Raw genomic sequence first — 16999 nt, 5'->3', positions numbered from 1 at the left:
TTCTTTTTCAAACAGCTTCTCTGAGGACGATCGTAACGGGTGTCAGCTGTATGGTGGTTTGTAGAATTTGAGATCCCGAAGTTGTGGTCCAACTCGGACGGGTTTTGTATACCGTAATGTGGTTTATCGACTCCGGAAGTGGAGTCGCTGACTAACTCGAGGAATCGGCCTGAGACAGCACACCGCGTCTCGAGAACCGCGTCCGGACCGCAACAACCGCTAACAGTTTCGTGCGGCGTCGGCGTTGGCCTCGATGTTCTCCCAGACGTCGGTCATCAACTCGCCGGTTTTGGCGACGAGATCGTCGACATCGTCGGTGTTCTCGGGTGCACAGCCCAGATCGCGAATCGCCTTGGTCGCGGAGATGTGATAGACGTGGACGGCGTCGTCGTCTTCGGTTTCGTACACTGCAGTCGTACACGGGAGCATCCCGGCGAGTGAGTGATCGATCGTGATCGCGTCCCTGGCGATCTCGGGATGACACATGACCAGCAGCGCCGTCCGTTCGACGTTCTCGCCGAGCATCCCTTCGATCATCCGGTCGAGCCGGGTCACCTGTACCGTCTCGAAATCGGCCAGTTCGTGCTCGAGTTGGACGAACGGGACCGCGTCCTCGAACGGCATCTCGAGTGTCGTGTGGAGGGCTTCTTCGGCGGTCGGCGCAGGAACGTCCGCTTCGGTCGACTCCCTCGAACCTGTCATACGGTATGATCTACGTGCAGCCCTCAAAAGCGTGGTGTCGCCGCTCGTGACGGGAGAACGGTGTCTCGAAGCCCCATCCGTTCACGTCCGACTGGTCGTTACGCGAAGTCGGTGACGCTGCCAATGGACTCGTCCTGTATCGCCGCCGCCATTTCGTCACTCGAGATGTCGTCCGGGACCTGCTGGGGGTACTTCCGCCGGAAGTACCCCAGGGCGTTCCCGACATCACGCTCGAGGAACTCGTCTGCGTTCTCGTGATCGGTGGGAACGGCCTGGGGCCAGTCGAAGATCGTCACCCCCGATTCGTCGACGAAGACGTTGTACTCGCTCATGTCGGCATGAACGTAGCCGGCTTCGTAGGCGCGTTCGATTTCGGCCAGCAGGAGGTCGAGCACGTCGAGTACCTGGTGGTCCTCGAGTTTCGTCCGGGAGAGTTCGACCCCGTCCATCTTCTCCATGACGATAGCGTGGCGATTGTGGTCGATCGGCCGAGGAACCGACACGTCCGGATACAGCGACTCGAGGATATCGTACTCCCGTTCGGCGGCTTTTCGGGCCGTGTACATCCAGGAGACGTGTTCCTTGTCGGAGGCGTAATCCCGCTCTTTGTGGACTTCCCGGAAGTTCGTATAGCCCTCGCGGTGATACTTCAGGGCCAGCGGCTTGTAGGACCTGACCTCGTAGACGTCGCTTTCCTTGCCGACGCCCAGTGGCGCACCGAACTCACCGATCGTCTCCCGCTCGACGAGCGCCCGCAGCGCCAGGGCGTCGTAGCCCTCGAACTGGAGAGTGTACCCCTCGTACTGTATGGTCTTTTTCTCGATGAGGCCGCGTTTGAGACAGCGCTCGAGCCGATAGTCGACTTCCTCTTCGGTCAGATCGGCGAACTTCGGGAGCTTCTCCCGCTGAACCCACTCCGAAAATCGCATCCCCTGTTCGACGCCGGAGAGGAGATAGAAGTCCTCGGCTTCGAGTTCGGGGAGCAACTCGGCGACGTTTCGCACCATGGCTCGGAGTAGCCGACCGGTACGTAAAAACGTCGTGACCCGTGAGGCGACCTCGAACGGAGCGAAACGCTTTCGAGAGCGATCACCCGCCGAACACGTCCTCGAGTTGCTCTCGCATGAACTCCCGGCGGTACTGTCGCCGTTCGTCCTCCGAGAGGTAGTTTTTCATAACGACAGCGGAGTCGGAACTCCCCTGCTCTGCGGCGATCACGTCCAGGTTTTCCCGGAGATTCGTCATCGCCCGGTTGTAGGTGGTGTACCAGAATCGCCGCCCCATCTTCGAGGTCGGGAGCTCACCCTGTACGCGGACGCCGGCGTCCTCCGCGAGCCGCTGGAACCGTGCCTGAACCGTTTCGCCCGTGATGTGGCCGCTTGCCGACCGACTCGAGGGAAACAGGTATCCGGACCACGCAGAATCGTCTTCGAGCTGCTCGATCCGAGCGGTCAGATCGGCCGTGCCGTAGATCAACGCGACCGTTCCTGGCCCGTTCTTTCGCTCGTCACCGAAGGCGATGTGGGGATCGTCGCCCTCGAGAACCAGTTGTGAGGTGTGCAATGCGGCGACCTCGTTTCGTCGCAGTCCCCACGCACAGAGCGCGAGAACGATCAGTTCCTCGCTCTGTGCGTCGGTCGCGTCGTACAGCCTGCTCACCTGCCGGCCCGTGAGGGCGGCGTTGTCCGGCTCCTCGCGGGACCAGTTGTACTCCTCGTCGATGTGTTCGACCGGGTTGAACGCAGCCTTGGCCCGCCGGCCGAGGTGTTCGTAGAACTGGCTGACGTCGCTGAGATATCGGAGTTTCGAGGCGTCGGTCCCCAGTTCGTAGTTGAGTTCGTCGAACACGACCAGCGCACGCCGGATCTCGTCGCTCTCGTTGCTCGCGTCGGCGGCGCGGTCGACGAGGTCGGCCTCTCCGTGAACCTCCCGGTAGAGTCGGGCGTAGGTCGCGAGTCGCGACTGCTTGGTCCGAACTGTCGACGTAGCAAGTTGTCGCCGCCGCTCGAGGGTCTCGAGGTACGACTCGAGTTCGTCGATGGTGGCGTCGTCGTCGATTCCCCACTGGTAGGCTGTCGGCGACCCAGGCTCCTCGTAGCCGACCGTCGACAGGAACTCGACCAGCGTCATGTCGTGATGTTCCCGCAGGGCGTAGGCGATGCCGGAGTAGCCGGCATCGGCGACCTGCTCGTAGGACGGCCGTTCCGCGAGATCGACGCCGGCACGCTCGAGGGCGGGTTCGATCTCTTCGGCCCAGAACGTCCGGAGTTCCGTGAGGGACATCCGCGACCAGCGGATCGTCGTCTCGCTGCTCATCGGTCCTTCCCACGGGCATCGATTTCGAGGAACCACTCCGTCGTTGCTCGCCCTCTCGCAACAGCGATCCGATTCCGACGAAATTCGGGCTGCTGGCTCGAGAGTGGATGACCGTTTTCACCGGTTCGACCCTTGGGGTCACGTCCGGATTTAGCCGCTCGAGAAAACGATCGTTCGACCCCGACTGACTCGCAACTCGTCATGTTCTACTCCCACGTACCAATGACAGTCACGTAAAACTACTGCTTAATCGGTTGTCGTGTAGTGGACAAACGACTCAAGCAACCATCTGTTCAAAATGAGGATCGGCTTTCGTATGGTCTCTAAGCCGTGTTTATGGCATATATGGTGGTTTGGGGCAGAGTTCGTTGGAAACTCTCGCCGCACGTTGTCGTCGATCACAGTCGTCGCGACCAGGGAGGTGTACCGTCGGGACGAGTTCGGACGAACTCGGACGACCGAACGTGAACCGGTGTCACCAGGGGTGCTCATCATCTCTCCCAACAGTAGGCGGTCTGTCAGTCGACAACGGTCAGGACTCCCCCCTCGAGCGAACTGCGTCCTCGATGGTCTGGGGCCGACTGCACCCAGTGCTCGAGCGACACCGGTGATAAAACGACGCGGAAGGGTGACTGAACGGACCCAGGAGAGGAGACGCGTAGTAAAGACGTGAGTGCCGACTGCAGCACCTCGAGAAAGGCCTCGAGATCGCTGTAGTATAAACACGGCCGTAGACTCTCGCGAAGACGCCACAGGCGCTCACGAGCCGTTGCTGTCCTGGGGACGGTTGCACACCGACTATGGACGAGACCAGCCTAAGAGACGTGTCGACCTCGGTCGCCGATGAACCAGCTATCGTCGCTTCCCACGTGGTGGTCCCAGACGGAGCGGACCCAAGCCTCCGAGCCGTTCCGATTCGAGAAACGATGGACTGCCGTTGGTCGGCCACGTAGTGGCCGAGCTGGTCGCCGCGAGAAGACTCCAGTTTTGGAACTCACATCGGAACGATTCACGTCGCGGACTCTCCGTTCGGGCTCGGCCTCGACTCGTCCGTTCCCAGCCAGCTCGAGAACACTCCCCTCGAGCGGGCTGTGACAGTGAGTGTTTCTCTCCTCTCCATTCACAGCGAGGCTCCCTACGGCACCGCGGAGTTGGGATCGGTACTGGACGACCCAGTCGGCACGTCAGGCCGATGGTAGGGCCACACTACCGTTACCTCTCTCTTGGCAGGAAACTCGGGGCTATCTTGTGGCCGCGATACACATCGGCTCGGGAGAGAATCTCGAGTGTGCTGGATCGCGGAGCCCGATATTGACACTCGAGTGGCGGTGTGGCCGTTCGGTGTGTGTCACACTACGGGCGATTTCCGACATCCGTATTGCTGCTGAACGTTGATCGTGTCGGCGTTATCGGTTCACGACCGTCGAGCAAAGTGACGGATTTGGATGCCCATCAGAGTGCTCCGTACTCGGGGGCCATCGTAAGCAGCGTGGCTCTCCGAGCCACGAGCAGACCGTACGAAGCCCCGTCGACGACGCGAGTCTCTCCGTGGGGACAGATGGTTCAGTCGCTACCGGGGAGCCGGACGCAGAGACGGAGACACAAGTCGGACTCCGACAACCGTGCTGTGGTCTTCTACCGAGGGCAGCGAAAGTCGTTCCGTGCGTTTCTGTGCTGGCCGCTGCTCCGTCGGATGCCTGCGAACAGGAGCCCGTTATGACGAGTGTTGGTCAAGTAAATCAGATAATGCTATATCAATTTGGCTGGGACTCGAGGGGTCTGGTCTACAGGTTTGCGACTACCTGAGCTGGTGTCGCCGGTTGGGCTTGATGGACCTGCGCCTGAGTCACTCGGCGAGAGTTGCCTCGAGACAGCAAGCTCGTTCTCGAGTGAGTTCAGAGAAACCGACAGTGGCGATGGCTCCTTTCACAGCCGCCGTTTTTCTCCACGAACGCGCGAAGAGTCCGGTGATCGTCGTACAGTGGTCTCCCCATCGGCTCGACCCGGACGGGGACGGGAGCGTGTACCGGATACGTCGGACGGCCGGTAGACCGGTCGACTGCTACGGCCGTGACGTACTGGCTGAAAACGACAAACACTCCCAGGATGGGGACCCACCGAATCGGCACGGAAAATACCTATTCGTCCGTCAGACGACTGCTGTGTGTCGTCCGGCTCGACCACGACCGTCATACGGTCGGCCGATCGGACTAGAACAGCCGACCAGTCCGTCTCAACCCGTCGATTCCGCGTCGCCGTGAGACGACGCCGGCTGCTCGGCCGGTCCGGTGGCAACCGACAGCGGCGAAGGTGCCCCCTCGCTCTCGAGCGCGCCGGCGTACCGGAGCACGAGCCCGCCGAAACCGACGAGCCAGACGAGATCGAGGTAGGTCGTAACCGTTTGGCCGACGAACGCGGTCGTGAGACCGAGCCGCTGCTCCGAGAGCGTGCCGAGCGTGAGCATGACGGCGAAGACCAGCAGGATCAGGAACCTGATCTTGGCGTACAGCAGCGCTCGCTGTCCGCCAACGCGCGTCGCGCTGCGGGAAAACGGCCCGAGCAAGATGTACCCCATTCCTACCAGACCTCCGACGGCAACGAGTGTGACTACCGTATCGAGGACTCCGGTAACGACCCAGGTCAAGAAGGCTGCCCACAGTGAGGCGAGAACAGCGACGACGAGTGCAAACAGGGACCGCCGATCGGCGTCGACGATCGCCCCGAGAACGAGACAGACGGCCGACCAACCGACGGAGTACCCCAGAAAGCGCGTGACCGATTCGGTACGCCCTGCCAGATCGATCGTCAGCGCCCCGGCGTACATGAGCGCGTACGCGAGACTCATCGACCCACACGCGATCACGACCGCGTATCCGTGGGACCGAGCACCCGTGGGCACCCGGAGCGTCCACAGCAGGAACGCGACCGTCATTACGGCGAGCAATCCGCTCGAGGCCGCGAAGAGTGTGCCGTGTTCGATCATCGTCGCTGGCCCCTCTGCGAGTCGGATCGTAAGTATTCCTCTCGATGCAACTGCCGTCTCCGATAGAAACCAGGCGACTGTGATTTCATTGTCTCGATGTCGAATCTCTGCGGGAAGCGCGCATGTTCCGTTTCGAAACTCGAGTGTCGCCGCTGATAATGGTTGTTGCCGGATTCCTCCTCGTCAGCCGGCTTTCACACCGGTGTCGACCGAGACGAGTCACCGCTCGTCGGGTCACACGGCATCGGAATCGCTTTGGGCTGCGCTCGCATGGGTCGACCCATGACCGAGACGGAACTCGCCGGCCGCGAGTGGCGACTGATCCGGGACGATCCTCGGGACGGGGCTACCCAGATGGCCCTCGAGGAGGTCGCCGCCGAGCGCGCACTCGAGGACGATCTGCGGACAGTTCGGGTCTATTCCTGGGAGCCGAGCACGCTCTCGCTTGGGTACCGGCAGGACGCCGCGTCGGTCGACTGGGAGTACTGCAAGCGGGAGGGAATCGGCGTCACCCGACGACAGACCGGTGGAGGCGGAATCTATCACGACCGAGACGCCGACATCTCCTACACGATCGTCGCACCGGCAGACGAGGTCCCGGGCGACCTGATGGAGTGTTATGCCCTCTTTTGCGAGCCGATCCTCGAGGCGTTCGATCGGATGGGCGTCGACGCGGAGTTTGCGGGAGCCGAGCAGGCGTCGATCTACTACCCGTCGTGTTACCTGCGGGATATCAATCCGGCCCACGACGTGGTCGCGCCCGCGAGTGGGGACGTCGAAGCCGGGAAAATCAGCGGCAACGCCCAGTACCGCCAGCGCGACGTCGTCATCCAGCACGGCTCGCTGAGCTACGATCTCGAGCCCGAACATCATCTGAGCGTCTTCGACCCGACGGAGCCGGTCGAAACGGAGACCTTCACGAATCGGGTGACGAGTATCCGTGAACGGGCGGGAATCAGCCGGGAGGAAGCGGTTGCGACGCTCGCGGATACACTGGGCGACTGGTGTGATGCCGACGACGGGGAGTGGCGCGAGGACGAACTCGAGAAGGCCCACACCCTGGCAGACCGGAAATACGGAACGGACGCCTGGGTTCGGGACCGCGAGACGCTCGAGGCGGGCGAACTCTAGAGTCAGTCCGGTTTCCATCCCGCCTGGGTGCAGTCACGCGACTGACGGGGCGATCTGGCTGGTCGTCCGTACTCTTTTCGGGGCCTGTACCACTGTGGGAGCGTTGCTCTGAGCGCGGACGTAATCACGGTCTCTACGGCCTGCCTCGTGGTCGGTCACACGGTCAGACACGAACCATGGCAACTCCTCGAGAGAACCGACAGCAGTTCGGAATTCGCTACCGAAACTTGTGGAGTCGAAGCCACGGTGACGCGACTCGCGGCACTTCGATCGCTGGCAGGCGAGTAGAAGCGTGCCCTCGCCGCTTCGTTATACCTATCACGAACGGGTACTGACGGGAGGGTATGACGATGAAGGTTGGCGCACACGTTTCGATCTCCGGGTCGCGCGTCTCTTCAGACGACGAAACGCCACCGTACGACGATGTCCGTAACGCCGTCCACCGCCAGCGGGCGTTCGGCGGTAACTGCGGCCAGATTTTCACCACCTCGCCGCAGGTCTGGGCCCAGCCCGAGATCAGTGACGAGGCTGCCGACGGCTTTCGCGAGGAAAGCGACGAGCTGCTCGAGGGGCCGTGGGTGATTCACTCCTCGTATTTGGTCAACCTCTGTACGCCGAAAGAGGACCTCCGCCGGAAGTCCAAAGAGAGCATGCAAGCGGAACTCGACGCCGCCGACAAACTTGGCGTTCCGTACGTCAACGTCCACCTCGGAGCCCACACCGGTGCGGGCGTCGAGGGCGGTCTCGACAACGCTGCGAGCGTCATCGACGACCTCGACGTGCCGGAAGACGTTCAGATCCTCATCGAGTCCGACGCAGGTAGCGGCACCAAGCTGGGCGGCGAGTTCGACCACCTCGCGGGGATCATCGATCGAACGGAAACCGACATCGGCGTCTGCATCGACACTGCCCACACACTGGTCGCGGGTAACGACCTCACGACGCCCGAAGCGGTCGACGAAACTGTCCAGCGGTTCGACGACGAAGTCGGTCTCGAGTATCTCGAGTACATCCACCTCAACGACTCGAAACACGATGTCGGTACCCACAAGGACGAACACGCCCACATCGGCGAGGGCTACATCGGCGAGGACGGTATGAAAGCGATCGTGAACCATCCCGATCTACGCGATCTGCCCTTCGCACTCGAGACGCCCACCGAGGACGGTCGCGGCTTCGCCTGGAACATCGAGACGGTCAAGGAACTCCGCGAAGAGTAGCGGGCCCAAAAGATCGAGATGCCGAAGGTGGGTGAGCGGTCAGCCGGGTCGAAAAGTATTTGATTTATTCCTGAAACGACCAAGTATGAACGTCGACACGTATCGGCATCTCGTGGTGTTGCTTCTGGGGTATATCGCCGTGTTCATCCTTCTGCTCACGATAGAGCTACTTGGATTCGCATCCTTGATAGTCGCTCTCATCGTCGGAACGGCGCTTGGCCTCGGTGTACTCGCCGTCGTCGGCTGAACGCCGCTGTGGCGACGCTCGTCGAACTGCTGACAGAGAAACCGGTCGAACCCGGGGGGCCGGTTCCGTTCGGAACCGCTAACTTTCTGGATCGACGAGTGACTACAGATGCCGTCATCTCGATCGACCGATACGCCCGAACTCGGTATCGCACTCGGAGCAGTACTCGTCGCCCTCGGTGTCGGGGCCTACGTCATCTCGGACTTCGCCAGCATCACGGCGCTCATCCCGGCCATCTTCGGTATCGTCATCGTCGGACTCGGCGTCGCAGCTCGCCGGACGCCACGCGAGAAACTCGCCGTCCTCGGCATCGGCGTCGTCTCGCTGCTCGGCGTGCTCGGCTCCGCACGCGGCGTTCCCGACGTGATCGCGCTTCTGACCGGCGGCGCTGTGGACTCGACCGTCGCCGCCGTCACCCAGGGTGCGATGATCCTGCTGGGACTCGTCCTCTTGCTCGCTGCCGGTCGTGACATCCTCGGCTGAGATCGAATCGAACCGACCCGTTTTTACTCGAGAGCGCCGAACGACGGCGCGTGCGCGAGTTCTCCGAAGACTATCTCCGTCGAACCCGCCGGGGAATGTGGGACGACTCCCGTGAGGCCCTGGCCCCGCTCGCCCTCGAGTCCCGGAGTCGAATTCTCGATGTCGGCTGCGGGACTGGCGAGTTGAGTCGCGTGCTCGCCGCCGAGTCACCGAGTGGAGCCGAGGTGGTCGGCTGCGACGCCGACTCCGCATTGCTCGAGGTCGCCGCCGACTGCGTTCCCGTCGTCGCCGGCGACGCCTACGAGTTGCCGTTCCCCGACGATGCGTTCGACCTGGTCGTCTGTCAGGCACTGCTGATCAACCTTCCCGACCCCGAAGCGGCGCTCGCGGAGTTCGCACGAGTGTCTTCGGATCTGGTCGCGGCAGTCGAGCCCAACAACGCCGCCGTCTCCGTCGATTCCAGTGTCGACGCCGAAGGCGATCTCGAGCGACGCGCTCGGCGGGCGTACCTCGACGGCGTCGAGACCGACGTCGCGCTCGGGGCCGACGCCCGCGCGGCGTTCGAGGCGACGCCCCTCGAGGTGCTCGAAACACGACGGTACGACCACGTTCGGACGGTGGAACCGCCCTACGACGAGGGGGCGGTCGTCGCGGCCCGGCGGAAGGCGACGGGTGCGGGACTGGCCGACGATCGAGAGACGATGCTGTCGGGGGGGTTGACCGAAGGCGAGTACGACGACCTCCGCAGCGAGTGGCGACAGATGGGCAGAGATGTCGTCGAACAGATGGAAGCCCGGGAGTACGAGCGCGAAGAGACAGTGCCGTTCTTCGTGACCGTCGGGCACGTCTGAAACCGTCGCGAGCGCGGGTTTGCCGCTCGGAGTTCTCGGTTCTCGGTTCTTGGTTCTTGGTTCTCGGCTCTCGGTTCTCGGCTCTCGGTTCTCGGCTCTCGGTTCTCGAGGTCGCCGCCGTTCGGTTCTCACCCCTCGTTCGAGCGGTAGCCAAGCAGCGAGACGTAGATACCGACCAGTCCGGCGGTGACGACGACGAGCCCGGTCACGAGATCGAAGTACCCGACGAGAGCCAGCACCGACCCTGCCATCACGAGCGCGACGTTTGCGAGCAGCGCGACTCGAGGCGATCGAAGTCGATCGAGGGCAGCGACAACCGATGCCGAAACCATACCGGTACGCACCGACGGCGTGACCAAAGGTCTTCGTATCCCGTGTCGAGGGAATGGGATCGAATGGGGACGCTGGCAGGCCTCCCTCGGTTCCCGAGGAGCGACAGCCGCCGACTGTTCTTTACTTGTTCCTGTCGAACACCGGAACATGGCCGCGATCGAACTCGAGGGACTCACCAAGGATTACGGCGAGGTACTCGCCAACGACGACGTCACGTTCGACGTCGAGCGTGGGGAGATATTCGGCTATCTCGGCCCGAACGGGGCCGGGAAGACGACTACCATCCGCACCCTGCTGGGGTTCATATCGCCTACTGACGGGACGGCGCGGGTGCTTGGGCGTGAGGTAACCGACGAGGCGGAACTACTCGAGGCCAAGCGCCGAATCGGGTACTTACCGGACGATCCGGCGTTCGACGAATCCGTGACGGGACGCGAGATACTCGAACTCCACGCGAGCATCAAAGGCGACGAGCGCAGCGAGGAACTGCTCGAGTTGTTCGATCCGCCGCTGGACCGTACGGTACGGCACTACTCCCACGGGAACGTCAAGAAACTCGGGCTGGTGACGACGTTCATGCACGACCCCGAGCTGGCTATTCTGGACGAGCCAACCGGTGGGCTCGATCCCTTGATGAAACAGCGATTCGCCGAATTCCTCCGGGAAGAGCGATCGCGGGGTATGACGGTCTTTCTTTCCTCACACATCCTGGGCGAAGTGCGGCGGCTCTGTGACCGGGTCGGGATCATCAGAAACGGCCGCCTGGTCGCGGTCGAGCCAGTCGAGGCACTGTTGAACCGAAGCGGCAAGGTGGTTCGGCTGCGTGCCGAGGAACCGATCCCGCGGTCGAAGCTTGATCTCGAGGGTGTGTACGATCTCGAGACGACCCTCTCGGATGGCGGCGATGGACCGGACGGGACGGAGCGGCCGGCGGAGTCTTCGGTCGAGACGACGGCGACGAACGTCGATGTCGACAGGGATGAAGTCACTGGGGAGACGGCGTTTACGGAGTGTACGTTCACGTTCACCGGAGACGTCAACGTCCTCCTCGAGCGGCTCGGTGAGTACCGGTTGATCGATCTCTCGCTCGAGGAAGCGCCTCTGGAAGCTGTGTTCCTGCGGTTCTACGGGGAACACGACGGCACGGACGACGGCGAACCCGTAACCGAGGACGGCAGTAGGACCGAGAGCGGACGGGGGACAGCGAACCGAACCGGAGGTGCCGGTGATGCTTGAACTGGCCCGGTTCGACGGCCGCAACCGTGTCAGGGGAAGTCTCTATCTCTCTGTCGCCATGGCCGCACTCGCTGCGCTGATGATCTGGATTTTCCCCTCCTACAGCGACGCGTTCGGGGAGGATGAGGAGATACTCGACGCTCTCCCGGACGCGATGATCCGGCTGTTCGACGTCCAGACGCTGGCCAGCCTCGAGGGATTCCTGGCGTTCGAACTCTACGTTTTCGGATGGATCATCCTCCTTGGTCTCTATCTCGCGTATCTCGGTGCGGGCACCGTCGCGGACGATATCGAACGCGGTCGAATGGACGTCGTACTCTCGATGCCCGTTTCGCGAGCGCGGGTCGTCTTCGAGCGGTACGCGGCGCTTGCGGTCCCGATCGTCGCGGTCAACGTTCTCACGCCGATCGTCGTCTACGTCGGAGCCGAACTGGTCGACGATCCCATTCCGGCGACCGACGTGGTCGCAGTCCATCTGCTGTCGATCCCGTATCTCTTTGCCTGTGCGGCGATCGGACTGGCGGCGTCGGTGGTCGTCGATCGGGTCGGAATCGCCCAGCGACTCGCGGTCGGGATCACGTTCGGACTGTTCCTGGTCGAGTCGCTGCTGGTGGATACCGACTACGAGGCGTTCGGCGTCGTCTCGCCGACGCGATACTACGATCCGAACGAAATCCTGCTCGAGGGGACCCACGACCCCGTCAACGCAGGCGTACTGATCGCGATGATCGTCGTCCTGCTCGCGGCAAGCGTCGCGTGGTTCCGGCGACGCGACGTGTAGTGCTCCTCCGGCGACGATCCGCACCACCTTGGTCGTCGCGTTCGACCGTGTTCCGGAGAACGTCACACGCCGCGTCGAAACCGTTCGGACGCGGCGTTCTGTGAGATGCCGAGTCGATCGCCCCACTCGGCGAGCGAACACCACGGGGTATCTCGAGGGAACCCCTCGAGTGCAGCCACGAGCCGCTCTCGCTGAGGGGGGCGTCAGGCCGTACTGTCGTCCCGCGTCCCCCCGCGGCGTCGAACAATCGCTCGAGTTCGATCGACACCGTGTTCGACACAGAGCGTCCGAAACACCTCGAGTACGATCGGGAGTCCGAGCGAGTCGCCGACGATGGCCGACGACGGCCGACGACGGGCAACGATGGCCGACAATGGCCGATGATGGCCGACTGACGGTCTACCGTACCGTTCTCGAATCCGTCGAGAGGGGAACAGCGACGAGTACGGACGCCGGAGCCAGGAAAACGGGCTACTCGAACGCTGGAACCCTATACCACGTCGCCCCGCACCGTCACCCCTTCCTGAGTTTCGCGCCAGGCGTGGAGTTCCTGTGCCGCCGCGGTCGCCTCCTCGTCTTCCATCCCGAGCATCTCGAGGGCACTCGAGAGCGTCGGCAAGGCGAGTTCGCTCTCGCGGAGTTTACGAAACGCCTCGTCACTGCGGACGCCGTCGGCCCAGAGGCAGACGCCCCGCGGGTCGAGCAACTGGGTGTAGTCGTCCCGCAACTGTGCGCCGCGCAGTCGCTGGGTGACGTTGTCCTCGAAGGAGGCGTTACACACCTCGAAGTGGATGGGGTCGGAGTCGTCGTCACCGAGCAGGTGGGCGGCGAGACACTTCTCGGGTGCGGCGTGACCTGCGGCGTTGGCCCGGAGATACTCGGGGTAGTCCTCGGCCCAGTCAGCACGGACCGACTTGCTGACCCCCTCGATCCCGTGGGACTTGCGGAACCGCGTTTCGGGATCGTCGCCTCCTTCGTCCCGATCCACAGGACTGTCGTCGCGCATCAGTACGTCCTTCGTCAGATACACGTCCAGTCGCTCGACGGGATCGAGTCCGAGCGCGATGTCGCCGAAGGCCCACACCTCTCGAACGGGGACCGGCATCCGTTCGTTCTCGACGGTATCGACGAGTTCCTCGAGTCGGTCGACCGCCGCGGTGCGGTCAAATCCGTTCATTGACGGAGGTGAGGTCTCGAGGCGCAAAACGGTTTCTCAGTCGCGGCCACGATACCGCGGGCTCCGTGATCGAGAGTGTAAATCTCAAACCTCAGGCTTTCTTCCCGTCGTCCGTCGTCACGTAAACGGTCTTTCGGACCGTCGCGTGGACGACTCCGTCGGCGTCGACGAGGTCGACGGTGTAGTGGCGGTCAACGGCGTCGGTGTCGTCGGCCGCGAGCGCTGCCTCGATCGCCGCGATCTCCTCGTCGGTGATCCGAAACGTCGCGTACAGCGTCTCCCTGCCCGGCTTCTTGAACCGGATGTCGGCTTCCTTGTCCCAGACCACGTACTCGTCGCCGAGGGTCTTGAGCAGCATCATCATGTAGAAGGGGTCGACCGCCGCGTACATGCTGCCCCCAAAGGTCGTCCCGACGTAGTTTCGCGTCCGCCAGGAGTGGGGCAGTTTGATCCGGATTTCCTGCCAATCCGGCGCGATATAGGTTACCCGGCCGCCGGTACCGCGATAGGCCGGAAAGAGATTGAATCCGAGCCGGTAGAGCCGCGAGCGAAGCGAATCGAGCATGCCCCGAATCACGGCCGGCAGGTGAAAACCGTTGGCAAACGCCGGTTCGGTGGCCGATGGTTGCCGCCTCACAGTCGTCTACGAGCGGGACGTGGTACGTCCTGTCAATAGAGCAGCTTTTTGTCGGTTCCCGACAAACAGCGACGTATGAGACACCGCGTCTTCAACGAGGACGGCGACGAAGAGCTCGTCTTCGTCATGGGCTGGGGCAACCGCTGGACCCACGAGAACGTCAGCTGGCTCATCGGCGAGCTGTCCGACGCCGGCTACCGTGTCCACGCGTTCGAACTGCCGACCGATCTCGAGGATTTCAAAGCCGATTGGCTCGAGCCGATCGCCGAGTACGTCCTCGACTTCGAGGAGTATCAGCTTCTCGCCCACAGTGCGGGGGCACTGGTCGCACAGGCCCTCGACGGCGCGGACAACCACGTCTATCTGAGTCCCTGGTGGGGGTACGGCCGCGGCTACCCCGACGTTGCCCTCGAGGCCGTCTCCAAGCTGCCGACGACGTTTCCGTTCCTCCCGGCCGGGGAGATGGACCGGGAGGTGCTGGGCGAACGGGCGACCAACCACCAGATCGCGACGCAGCCGCGATGGGTTTCGCCCGCGTTCGTCCGCGAAACGCGTCACGCTCAGGAAGAGTTGCTGACGATCGACCACGACGCGGTCGTGTTCTGCTCGCTGCGCGATCCCGTCATCGACCTCGCGGCGATCGGCGAACGAGTTCCGGCCCAACACGTCGTCCTCTACAGCGGCGGCCACGAACTGTTCTCTTCCCAGCCGCGAGAGACGTACCTCGATCTCCTGCTCGAGTCGCTCGAGGACGGTGCTGTCGCCGTCGAGGAGCGGCCGCGCGTACCGGCCTGAACGCTCGTCGGACGGTCGAACGTCGATGCGTCCGTCGCTCCCGACCGCCCCTGGGAACCCGGAAACCGTGACCGTGATGGGTGCGCGCCGACAACGGCGACGTAATGGACTGTAACCGGTGTGACCAGGAGGCGGTCATGCACGCCGCTTACTCGGGTCAGCACCTCTGTGCGGATCACTTCCGCGAGTCGGTCGAGAAGCGGGTCCGTCGCCGGGTGCGTCGGGACGACCTCGTCCCACGAGACGCGACGCCCGAGGACCCCGAGACGTGGGTAATCGGTCTCTCGGGTGGCAAGGACAGCGTCGTCCTCACCAAAATTCTACACGACACGTTCGCCGAAGACCCGCGGATCGAACTCGTCGGACTGACCATCCACGAGGGGATCGAGGGCTACCGCGACAAGTCGGTCGACGCCTGTGTCGACCTCGCAGCGGAGCTCGACATTCGTCACGAACTCGTCTCCTATGCGGATGAGTTCGGCATCGAGATGGACGACGTCGTCGAGGACGATCCCGAAAACATGGCAGCCTGCGCTTACTGCGGCGTCTTCCGTCGGGACGTGCTCTCCCGCTACGCCGACGACCTCGAGGCCGACCTCCTTCTGACCGGTCACAATCTCGACGACGAGGCCCAGACTGCGCTGATGAACTTCCTCGAGGGCGACGTCGAACAGATCGCGAAACACTTCGATGCGAGTCTCGGTCCGCTCTCGGAACGCGAAGAGCAAACGGAGTTCGTCCCGCGGGCAAAGCCGCTGCGAGACGTTCCGGAGAAAGAAATCGCTCTCTACGCTCACGTCGAGGACCTGCCGGCTCACATCACCGAGTGTCCACACTCCAGCGAGGCATACCGGGCCGAAATCCAGCAGTTGCTCTACGATCTCGAGGAGAACCACCCCGGCACCCGCCACTCGATCCTCTCGGGCTACGAGGAACTCGCGGGCATCGCCGCGGAGACGTACGGCGGCGACGACGGTGCCGACCTCCGTGACTGTGACCGGTGTGGTTCGACGACGACCCGGGAAGTCTGTCGCAAGTGCTCGCTGCTCGAGTCGCTGGCCTGATCGTCGACGGGAGTTTTCGTGTTTCTGTGTCCGTTTCTCGGTTCTTCGTTCGCTCAGTTCATCACGGGGACGAGGCCCCACAACACGGTGTTTTGCCCGTCGGCACGCACGTCCGAGTCCGGCCCCGTCACGCATGCGTGTCATACAGACGGGGATACATCCCGCGTCATACGCAGACGGCATCGGGATGTCATCCGTGTGTACGTGTGCGTGTACGACACTCGAACGACTGCCGCTCGTCTCCTCACGGCTTTCGTGTCGGCCCGTTACTCGAGTCGTCGCCGTGCCGTCTCGAGATCCGCAGGTGTATTGACGTTCAGGTGCCATCCCTCGAGTTCGACGCCGACGTACCGACGACGGTCGACGAGCCGCTCTAAGGCGTCAGCGAGTTCGTACTCGTCGCTGTCGCTGTCCGCCCGAGACACCGAAAGACAGGCCGCGAGCAACGCCTCGGTGTCGTGAGTCTGGACGCCGGCCGCGACGTACACGGCGTCGTCGCCGGCTGCGGCGTCGATCGACGCATCGACCGACCGCACGGTGCCGTCCGACGCGAGATCACAACACGCCGTCGTCTCGGCCTCGTTTCTCGAGAGGCGATCGAGCAAGAGCGTCCCGTCGACGCCGGGCTCGTGATGGCGCTCCAGAAGGGGAGAGAGATCACAGCCGTCGAAGACGTTATCGCCGTTGACGAGCAGTACGTCGTCGGGAACGGACGACGGGAGCGACGGTGTGTCGGTGTGGTCCGTCGTCTCCGGTTTGGGTTTCGACTTCGACTCCGATCCCGACTCCGACCCCGACCCCGACCCCGACCCCGACCCCGATCCCATCGGCGGTACCGTCACGCCGTACCCATCGACGACCGCCCGCCGGACCGCGTGGGCCAGGCCCTCACGCTCGTGCTGGGTCGCGTATCTGATCGGGACGCCGCCGACCGAGTCGCCGACCTGCTCGACGATCTTCTCGTGGCGGTAGCCGACGACGATAACGATCTCGTCGATCCCGATATCCGCGAGCGCCCGGAGCGTCCTCACGAGTATCGGCTC

18 protein-coding genes are annotated in these 16999 nt (G+C 63.1%); 10 read left to right on the top strand and 8 right to left on the bottom strand.

Annotation, left to right across the window (positions count from 1 at the left end; translation table 11 throughout):
- Window positions 1-219: 219 nt before the first annotated feature.
- The 4 genes from C446_RS11640 to C446_RS11620 all read right to left on the bottom strand — a co-directional run bounded on the left by C446_RS11640 (window position 220) and on the right by C446_RS11620 (window position 6001).
- Complete coding sequence (locus C446_RS11640) at window positions 220-702, bottom strand: DUF302 domain-containing protein (protein ID WP_006673303.1); 483 nt, start codon at window positions 700-702, stop codon at window positions 220-222.
- A 98-nt stretch (window positions 703-800) separates the two neighbouring features.
- On the bottom strand, window positions 801-1709 hold the full coding sequence (locus C446_RS11635; RefSeq protein ID WP_006673302.1) for a serine/threonine-protein kinase RIO2: 909 nt from the start codon (window positions 1707-1709) through the stop codon (window positions 801-803).
- 82 nt (window positions 1710-1791) lie between these two features.
- Entirely contained in the window at window positions 1792-3018 is a 1227-nt protein-coding gene (locus C446_RS11630) for a tyrosine-type recombinase/integrase (protein ID WP_006673301.1), read from the bottom strand.
- 2233 nt (window positions 3019-5251) lie between these two features.
- Window positions 5252-6001, bottom strand: coding sequence for a bacteriorhodopsin (locus C446_RS11620; protein WP_006673299.1), 750 nt, complete (start codon window positions 5999-6001; stop codon window positions 5252-5254).
- A gap of 282 nt (window positions 6002-6283) precedes the next feature.
- Here C446_RS11620 and C446_RS11615 point away from each other — a divergent pair, with 282 nt between their 5' ends.
- The 5 genes from C446_RS11615 (at window position 6284) to C446_RS11600 (ending at window position 9933) form a co-directional block, all read left to right on the top strand.
- On the top strand, window positions 6284-7132 hold the full coding sequence (locus tag C446_RS11615; RefSeq protein WP_006673298.1) for a lipoate--protein ligase family protein: 849 nt from the start codon (window positions 6284-6286) through the stop codon (window positions 7130-7132).
- Between the two features lie 350 nt (window positions 7133-7482).
- Entirely contained in the window at window positions 7483-8352 is an 870-nt protein-coding gene (locus C446_RS11610; protein WP_006673297.1) for a deoxyribonuclease IV, read from the top strand.
- 85 nt (window positions 8353-8437) lie between these two features.
- Complete coding sequence (locus tag C446_RS19095; RefSeq protein ID WP_160162969.1) at window positions 8438-8599, top strand: hypothetical protein; 162 nt, start codon at window positions 8438-8440, stop codon at window positions 8597-8599.
- A 108-nt stretch (window positions 8600-8707) separates the two neighbouring features.
- Window positions 8708-9082, top strand: a complete 375-nt coding sequence (locus C446_RS11605; RefSeq protein ID WP_006673296.1) for a hypothetical protein — start codon at window positions 8708-8710, stop codon at window positions 9080-9082.
- Window positions 9083-9132: 50 nt separating this feature from the next.
- Window positions 9133-9933 carry a class I SAM-dependent methyltransferase gene (locus C446_RS11600; RefSeq protein ID WP_006673295.1) on the top strand — a complete coding sequence of 267 codons (801 nt, stop codon included), beginning with the start codon at window positions 9133-9135 and terminating at the stop codon, window positions 9931-9933.
- Between the two features lie 128 nt (window positions 9934-10061).
- On the opposite strand, the gene C446_RS11595 is transcribed toward C446_RS11600, so the two are convergent.
- Complete coding sequence (locus C446_RS11595) at window positions 10062-10265, bottom strand: hypothetical protein (RefSeq protein WP_006673294.1); 204 nt, start codon at window positions 10263-10265, stop codon at window positions 10062-10064.
- A 148-nt stretch (window positions 10266-10413) separates the two neighbouring features.
- Here C446_RS11595 and C446_RS11590 point away from each other — a divergent pair, with 148 nt between their 5' ends.
- The 3 genes from C446_RS11590 (at window position 10414) to C446_RS20275 (ending at window position 12678) form a co-directional block, all read left to right on the top strand.
- A complete protein-coding gene (locus tag C446_RS11590; protein ID WP_006673293.1) occupies window positions 10414-11502 on the top strand; it encodes an ABC transporter ATP-binding protein in 1089 nt (362 codons plus the stop codon).
- Window positions 11495-12283, top strand: a complete 789-nt coding sequence (locus tag C446_RS11585; protein ID WP_006673292.1) for an ABC transporter permease — start codon at window positions 11495-11497, stop codon at window positions 12281-12283. Before C446_RS11590 ends, C446_RS11585 begins: the two co-directional genes overlap by 8 nt.
- 269 nt (window positions 12284-12552) lie before the next feature.
- Window positions 12553-12678: a hypothetical protein gene (locus tag C446_RS20275; protein WP_275039911.1), complete on the top strand. Its 126-nt coding sequence runs from the start codon at window positions 12553-12555 to the stop codon at window positions 12676-12678.
- A 95-nt stretch (window positions 12679-12773) separates the two neighbouring features.
- Here the strand turns inward: C446_RS20275 and C446_RS11580 are convergent, their stop codons facing one another.
- Window positions 12774-13460 carry a DUF7095 family protein gene (locus tag C446_RS11580; RefSeq protein WP_006673291.1) on the bottom strand — a complete coding sequence of 229 codons (687 nt, stop codon included), beginning with the start codon at window positions 13458-13460 and terminating at the stop codon, window positions 12774-12776.
- A gap of 91 nt (window positions 13461-13551) precedes the next feature.
- A complete protein-coding gene (locus C446_RS11575; protein WP_006673290.1) occupies window positions 13552-14025 on the bottom strand; it encodes a DUF4442 domain-containing protein in 474 nt (157 codons plus the stop codon).
- A 147-nt stretch (window positions 14026-14172) separates the two neighbouring features.
- Between C446_RS11575 and C446_RS11570 the strand changes: the two genes are divergently transcribed.
- Both C446_RS11570 and ncsA read left to right on the top strand, forming a co-directional pair.
- Window positions 14173-14892 (top strand): alpha/beta hydrolase, encoded by a 720-nt coding sequence (locus tag C446_RS11570; protein WP_006673289.1) that lies wholly within the window; start codon window positions 14173-14175, stop codon window positions 14890-14892.
- Window positions 14893-14996: 104 nt separating this feature from the next.
- Window positions 14997-15956, top strand: a complete 960-nt coding sequence (ncsA, locus tag C446_RS11565) for a tRNA 2-thiolation protein NcsA (protein ID WP_006673288.1) — start codon at window positions 14997-14999, stop codon at window positions 15954-15956.
- Between the two features lie 266 nt (window positions 15957-16222).
- On the opposite strand, the gene C446_RS11560 is transcribed toward ncsA, so the two are convergent.
- Window positions 16223-16999 (bottom strand): glycosyltransferase family protein (locus C446_RS11560; RefSeq protein ID WP_006673287.1); only part of this gene is annotated, 777 nt, incomplete at its 5' end.

Source organism: Halobiforma nitratireducens JCM 10879, assembly GCF_000337895.1.
Lineage (GTDB): Archaea > Halobacteriota > Halobacteria > Halobacteriales > Natrialbaceae > Natronobacterium > Natronobacterium nitratireducens.
The sequence above is the reverse complement of the archived record's forward strand: the minus strand, read 5'-3'. Positions and strand labels throughout refer to the sequence as shown.

What these genes read in the sequence shown, in the direction of transcription:
- C446_RS11640 (WP_006673303.1), bottom strand. Translation starts at nt 702, where the DNA reads ATGACAGGTTCGAGGGAGTCGACCGAAGCGGACGTTCCTGCGCCGACC.
- C446_RS11635 (WP_006673302.1), bottom strand. Translation starts at nt 1,709, where the DNA reads ATGGTGCGAAACGTCGCCGAGTTGCTCCCCGAACTCGAAGCCGAGGAC.
- C446_RS11630 (WP_006673301.1), bottom strand. Translation starts at nt 3,018, where the DNA reads ATGAGCAGCGAGACGACGATCCGCTGGTCGCGGATGTCCCTCACGGAA.
- C446_RS11620 (WP_006673299.1), bottom strand. Translation starts at nt 6,001, where the DNA reads ATGATCGAACACGGCACACTCTTCGCGGCCTCGAGCGGATTGCTCGCC.
- C446_RS11615 (WP_006673298.1), top strand. Translation starts at nt 6,284, where the DNA reads ATGACCGAGACGGAACTCGCCGGCCGCGAGTGGCGACTGATCCGGGAC.
- C446_RS11610 (WP_006673297.1), top strand. Translation starts at nt 7,483, where the DNA reads ATGAAGGTTGGCGCACACGTTTCGATCTCCGGGTCGCGCGTCTCTTCA.
- C446_RS19095 (WP_160162969.1), top strand. Translation starts at nt 8,438, where the DNA reads ATGAACGTCGACACGTATCGGCATCTCGTGGTGTTGCTTCTGGGGTAT.
- C446_RS11605 (WP_006673296.1), top strand. Translation starts at nt 8,708, where the DNA reads ATGCCGTCATCTCGATCGACCGATACGCCCGAACTCGGTATCGCACTC.
- C446_RS11595 (WP_006673294.1), bottom strand. Translation starts at nt 10,265, where the DNA reads ATGGTTTCGGCATCGGTTGTCGCTGCCCTCGATCGACTTCGATCGCCT.
- C446_RS11590 (WP_006673293.1), top strand. Translation starts at nt 10,414, where the DNA reads ATGGCCGCGATCGAACTCGAGGGACTCACCAAGGATTACGGCGAGGTA.
- C446_RS11585 (WP_006673292.1), top strand. Translation starts at nt 11,495, where the DNA reads ATGCTTGAACTGGCCCGGTTCGACGGCCGCAACCGTGTCAGGGGAAGT.
- C446_RS11580 (WP_006673291.1), bottom strand. Translation starts at nt 13,460, where the DNA reads ATGAACGGATTTGACCGCACCGCGGCGGTCGACCGACTCGAGGAACTC.
- C446_RS11575 (WP_006673290.1), bottom strand. Translation starts at nt 14,025, where the DNA reads ATGCTCGATTCGCTTCGCTCGCGGCTCTACCGGCTCGGATTCAATCTC.
- C446_RS11570 (WP_006673289.1), top strand. Translation starts at nt 14,173, where the DNA reads ATGAGACACCGCGTCTTCAACGAGGACGGCGACGAAGAGCTCGTCTTC.
- ncsA (WP_006673288.1), top strand. Translation starts at nt 14,997, where the DNA reads ATGGACTGTAACCGGTGTGACCAGGAGGCGGTCATGCACGCCGCTTAC.